Below are 13,425 nucleotides of genomic sequence, written 5' to 3'. Positions count from 1 at the left end.
CCTTATGTCCCGCCCGACCCCCTGAAATACCTCCAAAGGAGAAGAAACATGGCAATCACCGCTGCAATGGTGAAAGACCTGCGCGACAGCACAGGCGCAGGCATGATGGACGCCAAGAAGGCGCTGACCGAAACTGATGGCGATATGGAAGCCGCCGTGGATTGGCTGCGCACCAAAGGCCTTGCAAAAGCCGCCAAGAAATCCAGCCGTACCGCAGCCGAGGGCCTCGTGGCTGTTGCTGTATCCGGTGGCAAGGGTGTGGCTGTTGAAGTCAACTCCGAGACCGACTTTGTCGCGAAAAACGCTGACTTCCAGAAAATGGTTGCGGGCATCGCCGATGTGGCTCTTGGCACTTCTGACATTGACGCCCTGAAAGCGGCCGACATGGGTGGCAAGACCGTCGAGCAGACCGTGACAGACGCTGTTGCCGTGATCGGTGAAAACATGTCCGTGCGCCGTATGGCGACGCTGGAAGGTGGCTCCGTGGTCAACTATGTCCACAATGCAGCCGCACCCGGCATGGGCAGCATCGGTGTTCTGGTCGCAATGTCCGGCGACAACGAGACCTTTGGCCGTCAGGTTGCGATGCACATCGCCGCCGCAAACCCTGCGTCCCTGTCCGAAGCTGATCTTGATCCGGCAGTCGTCGAGAAAGAAAAGCAGGTCCAGATGGACATCGCCCGTGAAAGCGGCAAGCCTGAAGCGGTGATCGAAAAGATGATCGTGGGCCGGATGCAGAAATACATGGCCGAGGTCACATTGCTGAACCAGCAGTTTGTTGTGAACCCCGACCTGACCGTTGGTCAGGCGGCCAAAGAGGCCGGTGTGGACATCACAGGTTACATCCGTCTCGCCGTGGGTGAAGGCATCGAGAAAGCCGAAGAAGATTTCGCAGCCGAAGTTGCAAAGCTGAACGGCTGATCAAAGCGTCTTGAAAAACGAACACGGCCCGCGAATATCAACGCGGGCCGTTTCCCGTTGCGGGGATAAAAGCGCGACACCACGCTCGGAAGAAAGCAGGTGCCGCAACGAGAATACTCAGTTCAGTTTCGGGACGAATAACTGAGTGCAATCGTTAAAGCGCTGACGCAAACAGGCAAACCTGCCACGCCAGCATCCGGTTACCCGGAACAAGGACGCAGAGCCATGCAATCACATGGTGATACGCCCTCATGTTCCCAGGCCTAAGGCCACCACTCACGGAACGTCGCCACCTTGCCAGCTTACGTGAGGTCACGAAAGTAAGGTAAACCTGACTTCACAAAAAGTTTATAGCACAGTTGCGCATCAGACTTTTGTGGTGTCTTCAGGCGATTTCGGGCTCCATCAGAAACATCTGATTGTAGAAGGCGGCCTTCAAGACAGCCTGAGCGGTGGTTTCGACGCCCAGCGTATCGCGTGCCAGTCGCAAATGTTTTTCAACGGTCGCAGGTGTCAGTTTCAGTTACTCTGCAATGTCTTGTGTGGTTTTGCCGTCGCCCACCCATTGCAAAACCTCGCGCTGCCGCTTGGTCAGGTTGCGATCACCAGAGTAAGGCAGGGTCAGCAGTTTAAGGTGCATGACGTTGTTCATGACGACAATCTCGTCACCGTGTTCGCCCCAAACCTGCTCAACTGCGTCTTGGTTCATGCCCGGCTTGGCAGTGAGCGCAATGGCACCCTTGGTGCGTTCAGAGACCGAACGAAAGCTGATCGTGTAACCGGCCGTCACGTTCATGGATTTGTTGAATTCAACCACCCGCAATTCACTCGGGGTGAGGTGATCAACACGCTCCATATCCAACATCCAGCGCCAGCTGCAGGCGCCATTGTTCTCCAACGCCCACCGCAACATCGGGGCGTGGGCATAAAGCCCCTCGTGAATGAATACATCCATGTATTCTTCGCTTTGGGTTGAAAGCAGGACCCAGTCCTGCGGATCACCGAGACCTGTTGATGTCCGGTAACGGGTGAATCCATACATCAGCCTGTCGAAACCATAGGTGGCCATCTGGCGGGTGTGAATATCCCACAATTCCTCGACCGAGTGGGCATTCGTCAGCCTTGCGAGCTGCGCTACCAGTGCTGTCATTGGACCCGCCCGATGTAGGAGACGAGCGCATCCATCGCCAAAGGATAGCCGGCTGCGCCAAACCCGCAAATCTGCCCTACTGCAACGGGTGCGATATAGGATTTCTGGCGAAATGCCTCGCGGGCGTGGATGTTTGACAGGTGCAATTCAACCACAGGTAACATGATGCTTGAAATCGCATCCATCAAAGCGACCGAGGTATGCGTGTAGGCACCTGCATTCAGGATCACACCCGCATGAACACCGCGCGCGCCATGCAGCATATCAATCATTTCACCTTCATGGTTGGATTGCACAAAAACAATCTGAACCCCTAGCGCCTTGGCCTTTTCGAGGCAAAGGGCTTCGATATCGGCAAGCGTCGTTGGCCCGTAGACTTCGGGCTGGCGCGTGCCAAGCAGGTTCAGGTTGGGGCCGTTTAGGATCAGGATAGAATGTGTCATCCGGTTTCATTACCAGCTTTAACTATTTGGCCCAACGGATTTTTCACCATAAGTTTTTTGCAGTTTCCGACAACACCCGAATATGCCATTCACAGTGGCGTGTTTCACCCGCAAATTAAGGCCCAAGTGCGGTAGGTGCTCGCAAATGCTAGGCCCATGGCCCACGGAATGCTGAAAGGGAAGTTGTTGTTACGTGAATTTCTGGAGCAGGTTTGCACCCCTTGTCCTTTTGTCGCGCAGGTCTTGCGGGAAGGAGCCCTGTTGTGACTGCAAATGGCCCCGCGCGCAGAGCTTTGCCTGAGGCATCTGTCGTAGATGACTTTCTGCGCCCCTACGCCACGGACACACCATTAATCCGAGTGGGTGATTTTGGTGACGGCGGCTATCTGGTCCCGGACGATTTTCGCGGCATTGCTGCCTGCTATTCGCCGGGTGTGTCGCAACAGGCCAGCTTTGAGATGGATGTCGCCAAACGTGGTGTACCGTCGTTCATGGCGGATGCCTCGGTTGAAAACCCGCCGCTACAGGTGCCCGGCGCGCAGTTCGTTCCAAAATTTCTGGGTGACAAGGACGCGGGGGAGTTTATGACGCTCGCATCTTGGATTGCCGCGACCGACCCAGACCCGGCGGCTGATCTGCTTTTGCAGATGGATATCGAGGGCGCGGAATACGAGACCCTCGGCGCTGCCCCCCGAGATCTGCTGCGCCGCTTTCGGATCATCGTAATCGAGCTTCACCATCTGCCATCAATCCTGGCCAAACCGAAATTCTTGAACCGTGCACTGACAGCAATCAAGAAACTGCAAGATGATTTCGTGACTGTTCATCTTCACCCCAACAACGTTTCGGGAACTGTGGAGATCGAGGGCGAAATGATCCCGCGCGTGGTCGAGGTGACGCTGCTCCGGCGTGATCGCGCACAGGGGCTACGGCCGGTTGAGTCCTTGCCGCATCCGTTGGATGTCCGTCACAACCTGCGCAAACCTGCTTTGGTCTTGCCTGATCGGTGGATCGGTGGCCCAAAAGCAACGCAAGAAATTTAAGGTATTTGAGGATGCAACGGCCAGAACTCACTTTTTCCCCAGAGGTCAGCGACTGGGTGCGTGAAACATATCAAGCGTCAGATGTCATCTTGGAATACGGCAGCGGCGGATCGACTGTTCTTGCCTCTGAAATGTCGGGAAAAACCATCTTCTCCGTCGAGAATGACAAAGAATGGGCGGATCAGCTCGGCAGTTATCTTGATCAGGCGAATGGTGCGTCCAAAGTGCGTTTGCATCATGTGTTTACAGGCAAAGTCGGGAAATGGGGCCGCCCTGTTGGTACCGAAGGGCACCGCTACTACCACGACTATCCGCTTGGCATATGGGGACATCCTGATTTCAAGGCACCCGACTGTGTGCTGATCGACGGGCGCTTTCGTGAGGCATGTTTCTATGCCGTCATGCTAAGCTGTACCAAAAAGACCGTTGTACTCTTCGATGATTATACCGACCGCCTGCGCTATCATCGCGTAGAGCATTTCTTTCAACCTGTAGAAGTACGGGGCCGCATGGCAAAGTTTATGCTCGATGAGACGGCTTTGCCGCGTCAAGACATGGCGCGCATCATTGGCGCCTTTGCTAACCCGTTTTGATCGGTCTGGAGGGCCGGTCGCGATCGTCGCCTTACACTGTCAAAGCATCAGATGAGAATAGCGTCCGGATCATTCTCAAGACCGTGCTTGAGAATGAGGCGACCGACAAAGCTGTCGCGCCGGATTTGATAGTTCCGCCGTGCGAGGTTCGTCCGGAAAACCGACGAAAAGAAATGGATCGAGGTCTTGGATTGCCAGTCATGGACGTCAAGCTGCCCCTTATCCTTGGCAAACCATTGCAGACGTGTCGAAAACGGCAGCGCATAATATTCAGGTTCCGGCAAGGTCAGGTCGATTTCCCCGCTTTGCGTCAGGAAGTAATGCGCCGCAAGTGGCCCGATCACGCCCAGAGGTAGCGTCGAAAATGTTGCTCGGCTGCCATAGAGCTTTGTGTATTGGGTCTTCAACTGGGGATCCCACCATGGCGGGACGCAAGGCGTCTCGCGGACGAAAGCAAGCCAATTCAGCAAAGCTGGGCTGTCTTTGGGTAGACTGATCACGCCATTGCGCAGCCTCCCGCGTCCGTTGCGGCGTCCGCACAGAAGATACCCGTCCTTCGCGCGGAAGGGCTTGACCGCATAGGCATCACAATCCACCCAGATTTCGTCAGTCTGATGCAACAGGTTCAGGCGGAACACGTCGGCATGGACTGCGGGAGAATGATTGACCGGATCACGGTAAATGCGGCCCGTGCTATCCAACGGCATGATCGTCGCTGCATCGCGCCATTCGATGTAGTCGGGCGTTTCGTCCAATGGCTCATAGGTATATAGGATGGGGGTCTGACCCACGTCCGCAAACGACTTGAGGCAGAGCTTCTCCAGAATGGACAGCCGCTTGCCTATCCATAAACTCGCTACGCGGTCCGGCACGGTTTCAACGGCGGGCGTCATGCCAAGCCTGCCTTCCTGATTGCGTCGCTTCCACGATCTGATCCCCCGCACGCAGACCGGCGGTGCAGTTCAGTTTCACACATTTGATATGACCTTCTGACGTCGCGACGTAAGCACTCGCAGCCTTCCCGTTTCACACATCGCATCTTCATTGTGACGTCTCTCCGGGCGTCAGTGCGGCCATCAGTTCGCTGAAATCAGGTCGCGTCTGCAAGTCCCTGATCAAGATGCGATGATTTTCGCAGCACGCGTCATGCAGGTTGCGCAGTTCGCTATCCGCAAGCAGCTCTTTATAGATCGCGGCTTTGCGCGGGCGGATTGCGTCGATTGTGCGATCTTCGATCCGGTTGTGGTTCATCTTTTGCCAGTATTCGAGGCCCATTGCCTCACCACTGTGATGGGCGCGGCCGCGCGCCTTTTTGACCAGATAGGATTCGCATGACTTCACGGCATAATGGTTGATTTGTACCAGATCATAGCCGAGTGAATCCGGGCCCGACCGCCAACTGCCTTGCATGTATCTCTCCGGCATGGGCTGGCCCGACCCGTTGTACCATTGTGTTTCGGCAAAACGCGCGACCGCGGGGCGTTTGGGGCGATGCACCCCGATATGCCCCCAGAGACTTTGCTGGAACATGGTCTTGAACCCCCATGCCTGCGGCGGTCGCGGTGTATGATCGGCGGCGGCAGAGCGGAATTGATCTGTCAGGAACTTGTCTTTGTAATTGACCACGCCCGCATTCCCGAAAAGGCGCCACGTCATCGAGAGGGTACGCGCATAGGGGACAGCACGGGTCAGGGCCTGCAGTGTATGATCGCCTGTTTTGATGTTGATATATTCGTCCGCATCAATCGGGATCACCCAGTCTTCGGGGCCCGCCAGCTCCATCTTCATAAAGCGTCGGAAGGCGCGCCGCTGGGGTGCCGGTTTGCCACCGCGCGTATTGTCGAAATGGCGCACCTTGCCCATTGCATCAAGCCGGTCGAGCAGCGCATCAGAGCCGTCAGAGCAATCATTTGAAAAAACGGCAATTTCATCGACACCTATCGCCAGATTATGCGCAACCCATTCAACGATAAATGGCCCTTCATTCTTCATCGGGGTCGCGATGACAAAGCGTGTCATGTCTGTGTCCTTATCCAAAACGGCACGCTTGACACTGTGCCGTTCGTCCTCACCGCGGTTGGCGTCACCGCAGCATGCGTTCAATAATCTGTTTGTTCAACGGCAGCCGTGGTTTCAATCCGGTTCTCATAGAGCCAGTCATAAAAAGCGTCCCAACCGGGACGGTCTTTCAGTTCGACAATCTTCGCGCGGTGCCATGCGCAGGCCTTGTCATGGAGAGGACCCAAGACCGGATCAGCCTTCAGCGCCGCAAGCAAAGGCCGCGCGCGATCCGCATGTGGGGCCATCGTGTGATCCTCCGCGCGGTTGATGTTCATATCCGACCAGTAATGTTCGGTCTGTTCGCGGGCGATATGGTTCGTGCGGCCACGATCACGCTTGACCAGAAAACTCTCGAGCGAGCGCACGGAATAATGGTTCAGCCGCGCGTATTTGTGGCTGAAGCCTTCCCATGCGCGCCACCCGATCTCGTCCATCGGTTTCAGGTTCCCGCCGCAATCGGACCACCGTACCTCGGCCTCTCGCCCGTTTGGAACGTTCTTGGGCCGGTGGGGATTGAAGCGCCGGAACAACCCGTTGTTGCGGAACAGTGTTTTAAACCCGGTGGCGCGTCCGTTGGCAGGGTCATCTTCGATATCGGCCAATTTAAACTGCTCCATGACAGGGCGGTCCTCATAAGGACCGATGCCGCCACAGCCAAACAGTTTCCAGACAAATGAGACCGCATCGCAATCCCCGATCTTTGCCATCATCTGGTCAAGTGTCGTCAGCCCCTCACGCAGATTGATGAACTCATCCACATCAAGACACATCAACCAGTCTGCGTCGGTCACCCAAGGGTGGGTTGTGGCGCGCCGCAGCGCCTTGTGCTGCGGGGGTGATCCGTCTGACACGTCATTTGGCCGGTGACTGCAATAGCCCAGTTCTTCCAGCCGTTGCAGCATCAGATCCGTGCCATCCTCGCAATCATTGGTGAAGACCACAAAACCTGTGAACCCGATCGCCAGATTATGGGCAATCCATTCAAGCAGGAACGGCGCCTCGTTTTTCATCGTGGACATGATGACATGGCTGCCGCCAAGGGCAGGGGGTGGCAGGGCCGCGGTATCTGTCATTCTGCGCGTTCTCTTTTGAGTTTGCGAAAGGCAGGCGTGACGCGTGCCGCGAGTTGGTCGTGCCCACGTGCTTGCAGGTTTACGATCAATGCCTTGCGATACCAGGGCAAAGCGCGTCGCGCGCGGATCATGTCGTAAAAGACCGCAGGTGTCAGCGTATCGTCAAAGGCGTGCTGCATCAGCGGCTTCAGCAAACCTGCACGCCGCAAAAACACAGGCGAATAATGTCCTGAGCACCATGTCTTGAGAAGGATCAGCTTGTCACTCTCAAGCCGTTCGACATGCCGCCGGTCAGGGGTGAAGAACGGGTCATAGATCACATAAGCCTTTTGCACGTCGTCGATTTCAAAGGCGCAGTCGCTGTGGGGCAGGGACCAGTCACGCGCGCGCCCCATGGCAAAGCGTTCCTCCCATGGCACCAGGGCCTCTTCAAGCGTGGTTTGCGGATTAAAGCTGATGACGGTTGCACCAGGCGACAATGACGCGAAGGCAAGCGCTGCAAAGCCGCCCATGGAAGTGCCTGTCAGGATCACCTTGTCAAAGGCCGCAAAGAACCCGTCAGAGGACAGCTTTTGGAGATAGGTAATCAACTGTGGGTCGCGGAACCAGTCCTTGCGGCGTGCCATGACGGACAGGTGCGAAAAACCGTTGTCATGGACGAATTTATAGGCCCATGGCTCGCGCTCGGCTGACATGTCATTGACGCTGGACAGATTATCGAATGTCACAACAAGACGGGCGGGATCGCGTTCAACGAATGACACCGCATGATTTTTCAGGCGGGTGTAGAACCCCTGATTGTCACCGCTGGTATGAATTTCGGCAAACCAGCGGGGCAGCTTTGCTCCGCCCTCGGGTCGTGGATCATCGTCTGCAATGCTGGTCTCATCGGTTTCGATAACCGGCTTGGACGGCTCCATTGTCTTCGCTGGGGCCTCACCATTCAGGGCCGCGATGACGGCCTGGAAATCAGGCGATGTGTTGCGCAGGATTTCGCGGGTGACGGTTTCCGTGTCGCACAATGCGGCCTGTGCCGCTGCCACGTCAGGTAAGGCCAACAGTGCAGATACTTCCGCGCTTGTTGCATCCGGGCGCATGTCCACTGTCCAGCGTGCGCCGGTGGTCGAGGCCAAGACTTCCAGCCGTGCTGTGTGAACCGCGACACTTGGGTGCTGCTTGGCGGGCAGGGCTTGCTGGTGGACGAGATAGGTCTCCACTGATGGCGCGGGAATTTTCAGAACCGATGCTTTGCTGCCGGCCTGGGCGGGACCGGTCGCGCCGGCAAGGCTTTGGGGGGCAGGGATCACACTGCCGTCACCATTAACCCAAACTGAGTCTGCGTCACCTTGCACCGGTCCGACGGGCCGTTCCGGTGTGCGTGATGCAAACAGGCCAAGCCGCGTCACACTGCGCTGTGTCCCCGTACCCGCAAGCGATATCGCGTGTTGCAGAAGCCCGCCCGGAATATGGGGCCGTTTCGGCGCAATCCCTGCAAGATGAACGGGCGCGCAGAGCACATCAGCATCACCGCAGGACTGCATCAGCGCAGGCAGGCTCTGTGACGGATCACTGATGCAGAAATACTCATCCGGTGCGAGGTAGAGCCCGTAACCGCCTGTCTCTGCCGCCTCCATGCGGGCCGCACGGATGGCCGAATTGTGGATCTCTTCTTTGATGTCGGAATCAACGGCCACAGGAACAATGTCGATCACGCCTGCCGCGCCCAGCGCATCGAGCAGAGGTTCTTTTCCATCCTGTCTGCGATCAACGTAAATCACCGTCTGTGTGACGCCAAGAGTGCGGTGATAAGCAAGCCACTCCACAAAGGCTGACGTGGGTTTCCACACGAAGGCGCTGAGCAACAGTCGTGGACCTACCCTCATGATATTGCGCCTCCTTCTTCCACTGCCCGGCGGTGGGAGTGCTTGTGAATATCGGCGTGAATGTATAGGCTTTGCGGTGGTTAGAAAAGGTTGATTTACGATGCCGCGGACAGGCCAAAGTCGGGGTTTCTTTATTGGCCTGAGGCGGGATCAATTGGGCGCGCGCCTTTTGATGATGCTCAACAGTATGCGCCTTGCGGAAGACTATAAAACGGATTTTCGCATTAACTGGTTTCCGCGCGGTGCCGCCGCACCCAAGCTGGACACGCCGCTTGATCTGTTCGATCCCGCGTTTATCGACCGGCATTTTATCGCGAATGATGATTTTGAAGAACTGTCCGCAATCACGAAGCCGATTGAGAGCTTCCGGCGCGATCCCGATCCGGGCAGATTGAACGCCCATCTTGCGGGCGGCGGCCATGTCTTGCTGGATGAAGGGTTCGAGATCGAGAGACTGCCCTTCGAGCAGGGTGAAGACCATCAGGACCGCTTTCGCGCCTTTATTGCGCGTATCGGGTTCAACGACACCGTCAAAGCCCATATGGCCGAGATCGAAAGGGCCATGGCCGCCTTGCCAGGGCCGGTGTTTGCCTTTCACATCAGGCGCGGTGACATCCTGAACGAAGCCCCTTGGAAGCACAAGGAATGGCCCTCCAAGATTGAGCCTGACGAGCTTTATTCAGCTTATATCAAAAAGAATCCCGGTGCTGCCGCGTTGGTGTTTTCCGATCAGGCCGAGAGCATTGCAGGGCTGAAGGCCGCGCATCCGCAACTGCGCAGCATGGCCGATCTGGTGGACCTGTCACATTGCAGACCGGTGCAGCGCGATTTTCTCGAACTCTATGCCATGTCGCTTGCATCGCAGATTATCGCGCCACCCGTCAGTGCCTTCAGCCGCGCAGCGGCCCGTTTGAGTGGCCAAGAGCGTAAATGCTTTCACGAAGTGATGGATATTGCGGAAAGGGATGTCGCCTATGACAGCACGATAGACCGTTTCCACAAAGGCGTTTCCGCTTTCATTACGCCCAGCGAGGCGGCTCATATCTATGTAAAAGTGGCCCGCAGGTTGCAGATGGCGGGACGGGAAGAAGACGCATGGGAATTTGCGGACAAGATCCTGACGGCGGGTGCTGACAATGCATTTCTGCCCCTGCTACAGGCGGCCAATTGCATTTACCTCAACAAGTGGGACGAGGCACTCGCCCATGTGCAGACCGCCATTGAAGACCCCAATCAATGGCAGGAAAATTATGTCTCTGCCCTTGCCATCCGCGCGCATATTCTTGGCGCGCTCGGCAAGGCCGTACAGGCGCGCAATTCCTTCCTGAAGGGTTTTTGGCAGAAACCGTCCCTGCCGGATGTTACGGTCATTGGCACGTTCATGATCCGCAGGCAACGCTTGCGCCCCGGTGAGGCGCTGCCCTTTGACCGTGAAACTGTGATGGCGCTCCAGCTTGGCTATCAGCTTCACAACATTGTCTTGCAGCAAAACAAGATCATTCGTGCGCGTGCGCTGGACCTCTCATCGATCGCGGTCGAATGGCCGTGGTTTGCGATTGATGGCAAAACGCAAAAATTGCTGAAGGCCAAACACGCGCTCAAGGCAATGCGCGCAAAGCTTATGGAAGGCGATCACGCTGTGCCGGGGGCGGGGCCCTTCAGTTTCTGTGCCTTGCTGGATGCGCGGATGGGCAAATTGGACCGCGCGCTGGAACGGAACACACAGGCGCTGGAACACGCGCCCGAGGATCAGCTTGTGCGCAAGCGGCAGGCGGAAATCCTGTTACTCAAAGCGGATTATGACGGCGCGCTGGCCCAGATGGAGAAGTCCTTGGCATCGGGCCCGGACCATGCATTCTGGCATTTTCTGACCGGCGTCATCCACGAAGGGGCAGGGGATAGCGCCAGTGCGGGCCTGGCATTTGATCGGGCCACAGCTATGGATGAGACGACCGCGGAGCTTCACGCTTATGTCGCCGAATTCCATCGCAAGAACAGCCATGAGACCGCTGCAATCGCAGCGCTTGATCGCGCGGCACGGATTGCGCCCAATCAAAAGCGGTACCAGAACCGGCGTGCACGTATTCTGCGGAAATCGCAGTGAACCGTCTGGAAGATCTGTGCATCGAACCAATGTCGGGCCAAGGCCTAGTGTTCATTGAAAAATATTGATAGTGGGGTCCGCACGACACATTGCAGGATCTGCTAACAGTAAACCGATCGATTGAAGGACAGGTCATGCTTTGGATCCATATCGGGATGCCCAAGACAGGCTCAACCGCCTTGCAAGGCTATCTCCATAGCAATGCTACTTTTCTGGCAAAGCATAATATCCTGTATATGGTGACCGGCCGTGACCGGGGGACAGGCCGTGCGCGCCTGATCTGCCAGAACACGATGGCGATAGCAATGTCACGTGGCTGGGCCGATGCACCAGCGGCCGAGGCTTTTGTCGAGGAATACCAGACACATGCGGAGCAGCACTGCATCCTCTCGAGCGAGATGTTTTTCGGGCGCGATCTCTCGCCTCTTTATGAGAGATACCTCACGACGATCCCGACACCTGTCAAATTTGTCGTCTACATCAGGCGTTTCGATGAATTTATCGAGGCTGACTACAAACAGCGTGCAAAGAACGGTATGAGAACAGGCGGCGTAGACGCTTTTGTCGCCAACCGTCTGACCCAAATCCGGAACGATCCGGAGTACATGGATTTTTCCGTCATTTTTGACCGTATCCGCGCACAGGTGCCGGGGGCCGAGATTGTCCCGCGTTTGTATCTGCGCGACGAAATGACGGGCAATGATGTGATCTCGGACTTCGTGGGATTAATGGGTGTTCCGGTCGATGACGTGGTCTTGCCAGAGGGGGCCGCGAACAAATCACTCTCCCGTGTCGCAAGCGAGGCCCTGGGCCGTTTTGAGCGCGGCAATCCCGGTTTTGACAAAAAGGCGCGTCGGCAACTCGGGCGGTTGCTCCAGATAAGTGGTGATCCGCGCGTTTTTGGGCGCGATGACGTGCTTAATCCGGACGAGCGTGCATTGATCAATGACATGCTCGAAGCCCGAAACACCGCATTGCGCACGGCATTCTTTCCCGATCGCGACCGACTTTTTGGACCGGGTACAAACGCTAACCTAGCTTTTCAGCGTGGCGATCCCGGTGAACAAGACGCGTATGATTATGCTGTCAGAAAACTGCATGCACTTGCCGAAAAGAAAGGCTGATTTCTGGATATGCAGCAGTACTTGCAAGGTGGCGCCACGACACCCACACTCCGGCGCGCAGAGCCGAGAACGGAGCCTTAGATGAAGCTTTATGACGTTGCCAGTCTTTGGGTTGGTCCCGAACTTACCTGGATGGAGCAGATGTGCCTTCTTTCTTTTTTGGAGAAAGGTCATCGCACAATTCTTTACGTCTATGACGAGGTGAAATCTGTCCCTGATGGTGTCGAAGTCCGCGATGCCAACGAAATCATGCCCTCGGATAAGATCATCTATCACGTCCATACCGGAAGTCCGGCGTTTCATTCCGACGTCTTCCGGCTCCGCATGCTTGAGCGAACCGACTTTTTGTGGATCGACACAGATGCGTATTGCTGGAAGCCCTTCGTCCGGCCCGACCACGGCTTCTTTTACGGCTGGGGGAGCGATACGCAGCGCAAGCTCTATTCGGGCGTCCTCGGATTGCCAAAGGGGTCGCAGATACTAGAGGCCATGCTCGCACTGACAAAGGATGAATATCCTGTGCCGCCATGGCTTGGGCCACGCGAACAAAACAGGCTCCAAGGCCTGAAAGACGCGGGCGAGGGCGTGCATATGTCAGAGATGCGTTGGGGTGTTTGCGGACCGGATGCTTTGCATCATTTTGCGAACGCCACCGGTGAAGTCGCACATGCTTTTGAGGGTGACGTGCTTTATCCCGTGCCATTTGCGTCCACGCGTTCGTTTCATCGCAGGCGTTTGCGAAAGGATGTCTACAGCCGGATCACCGAACAGACGCTATCGGTGCATTTCTACGGTCGCCGGTTTCGGAATATCTTTGCATTCAACCAAGGCATCCCACCTGAGGGGTCTTTTGCTGACGAGCTGTGCAAGAAGCACGGTCTGGACCCAACGCTGACGGGGCATCTTTTCGTGCGGAAATCCAAGAATAGCAGTTAGCGCGGGATTGCGGCGATCTCACCAATCCGTAGGTCCTTATATTACATAATACTGATTATGCGATTAATGGATAAAGCTGAAATCCTGCAATATC

The 13,425-nt window shown here is 56.3% G+C and carries 11 protein-coding genes and 1 pseudogene; 6 read left to right on the top strand and 6 right to left on the bottom strand.

Annotated features, from left to right (window positions below):
* Positions 1-48 precede the first annotated feature (48 nt).
* Positions 49-921 carry a translation elongation factor Ts gene (gene tsf / locus C7964_RS06065; RefSeq protein WP_110278788.1) on the top strand — a complete coding sequence of 291 codons (873 nt, stop codon included), beginning with the start codon at positions 49-51 and terminating at the stop codon, positions 919-921.
* A 385-nt stretch (positions 922-1,306) separates the two neighbouring features.
* Here the strand turns inward: tsf and C7964_RS06060 are convergent.
* Positions 1,307-2,071: pseudogene (locus C7964_RS06060) on the bottom strand (autoinducer binding domain-containing protein).
* Positions 2,068-2,514, bottom strand: a complete 447-nt coding sequence (gene aroQ / locus C7964_RS06055; protein WP_110278787.1) for a type II 3-dehydroquinate dehydratase — start codon at positions 2,512-2,514, stop codon at positions 2,068-2,070. The pseudogene C7964_RS06060 and the gene aroQ overlap by 4 nt, the downstream one beginning before the upstream one ends.
* 263 nt (positions 2,515-2,777) lie before the next feature.
* Between aroQ and C7964_RS06050 the strand changes: the two genes are divergently transcribed.
* Both C7964_RS06050 and C7964_RS06045 read left to right on the top strand, forming a co-directional pair.
* Positions 2,778-3,557, top strand: coding sequence for an FkbM family methyltransferase (locus tag C7964_RS06050; RefSeq protein ID WP_110278786.1), 780 nt, complete (start codon positions 2,778-2,780; stop codon positions 3,555-3,557).
* An 11-nt stretch (positions 3,558-3,568) separates the two neighbouring features.
* Complete coding sequence (locus C7964_RS06045) at positions 3,569-4,150, top strand: hypothetical protein (RefSeq protein WP_110278785.1); 582 nt, start codon at positions 3,569-3,571, stop codon at positions 4,148-4,150.
* A gap of 47 nt (positions 4,151-4,197) precedes the next feature.
* Here the strand turns inward: C7964_RS06045 and C7964_RS06040 are convergent, their stop codons facing one another.
* The 4 genes from C7964_RS06040 to C7964_RS06025 all read right to left on the bottom strand — a co-directional run bounded on the left by C7964_RS06040 (position 4,198) and on the right by C7964_RS06025 (position 9,167).
* The gene (locus C7964_RS06040) at positions 4,198-5,043 is read right to left on the bottom strand and encodes a hypothetical protein (RefSeq protein WP_110278784.1); all 846 of its coding nucleotides are present in this window, start codon (positions 5,041-5,043) and stop codon (positions 4,198-4,200) included.
* 148 nt (positions 5,044-5,191) lie between these two features.
* Positions 5,192-6,169 carry a glycosyltransferase family 2 protein gene (locus tag C7964_RS06035; RefSeq protein ID WP_286163800.1) on the bottom strand — a complete coding sequence of 326 codons (978 nt, stop codon included), beginning with the start codon at positions 6,167-6,169 and terminating at the stop codon, positions 5,192-5,194.
* An 80-nt stretch (positions 6,170-6,249) separates the two neighbouring features.
* Positions 6,250-7,284, bottom strand: coding sequence for a glycosyltransferase family 2 protein (locus tag C7964_RS06030; RefSeq protein WP_110278783.1), 1,035 nt, complete (start codon positions 7,282-7,284; stop codon positions 6,250-6,252).
* Entirely contained in the window at positions 7,281-9,167 is a 1,887-nt protein-coding gene (locus C7964_RS06025; protein WP_110278782.1) for a glycosyltransferase family protein, read from the bottom strand. Before C7964_RS06025 ends, C7964_RS06030 begins: the two co-directional genes overlap by 4 nt.
* Before the next feature lie 154 nt (positions 9,168-9,321).
* Between C7964_RS06025 and C7964_RS06020 the strand changes: the two genes are divergently transcribed.
* The 3 genes from C7964_RS06020 (at position 9,322) to C7964_RS06010 (ending at position 13,331) form a co-directional block, all read left to right on the top strand.
* Positions 9,322-11,271 carry a tetratricopeptide repeat protein gene (locus C7964_RS06020; protein ID WP_146214826.1) on the top strand — a complete coding sequence of 650 codons (1,950 nt, stop codon included), beginning with the start codon at positions 9,322-9,324 and terminating at the stop codon, positions 11,269-11,271.
* Positions 11,272-11,405: 134 nt separating this feature from the next.
* Complete coding sequence (locus C7964_RS06015) at positions 11,406-12,395, top strand: hypothetical protein (protein WP_110278780.1); 990 nt, start codon at positions 11,406-11,408, stop codon at positions 12,393-12,395.
* 81 nt (positions 12,396-12,476) lie between these two features.
* Positions 12,477-13,331, top strand: a complete 855-nt coding sequence (locus C7964_RS06010) for a hypothetical protein (RefSeq protein ID WP_110278779.1) — start codon at positions 12,477-12,479, stop codon at positions 13,329-13,331.
* Positions 13,332-13,425 lie beyond the last annotated feature (94 nt).

Origin of the sequence: Loktanella sp. PT4BL, assembly GCF_003201935.1 — a bacterium.
GTDB lineage: Bacteria > Pseudomonadota > Alphaproteobacteria > Rhodobacterales > Rhodobacteraceae > Yoonia.
This window is presented reverse-complemented; position numbering and strand designations above follow the sequence as displayed.

Bases quoted from the DNA above. Each gene is read 5' to 3' on its own strand.
- C7964_RS06015 (WP_110278780.1), top strand. From the start codon at position 11,406: ATGCTTTGGATCCATATCGGGATGCCCAAGACAGGCTCAACCGCCTTG.
- C7964_RS06045 (WP_110278785.1), top strand. From the start codon at position 3,569: ATGCAACGGCCAGAACTCACTTTTTCCCCAGAGGTCAGCGACTGGGTG.
- tsf (WP_110278788.1), top strand. From the start codon at position 49: ATGGCAATCACCGCTGCAATGGTGAAAGACCTGCGCGACAGCACAGGC.
- C7964_RS06035 (WP_286163800.1), bottom strand. From the start codon at position 6,169: ATGACACGCTTTGTCATCGCGACCCCGATGAAGAATGAAGGGCCATTT.
- C7964_RS06010 (WP_110278779.1), top strand. From the start codon at position 12,477: ATGAAGCTTTATGACGTTGCCAGTCTTTGGGTTGGTCCCGAACTTACC.
- C7964_RS06030 (WP_110278783.1), bottom strand. From the start codon at position 7,284: ATGACAGATACCGCGGCCCTGCCACCCCCTGCCCTTGGCGGCAGCCAT.
- C7964_RS06025 (WP_110278782.1), bottom strand. From the start codon at position 9,167: ATGAGGGTAGGTCCACGACTGTTGCTCAGCGCCTTCGTGTGGAAACCC.
- C7964_RS06040 (WP_110278784.1), bottom strand. From the start codon at position 5,043: ATGACGCCCGCCGTTGAAACCGTGCCGGACCGCGTAGCGAGTTTATGG.
- aroQ (WP_110278787.1), bottom strand. From the start codon at position 2,514: ATGACACATTCTATCCTGATCCTAAACGGCCCCAACCTGAACCTGCTT.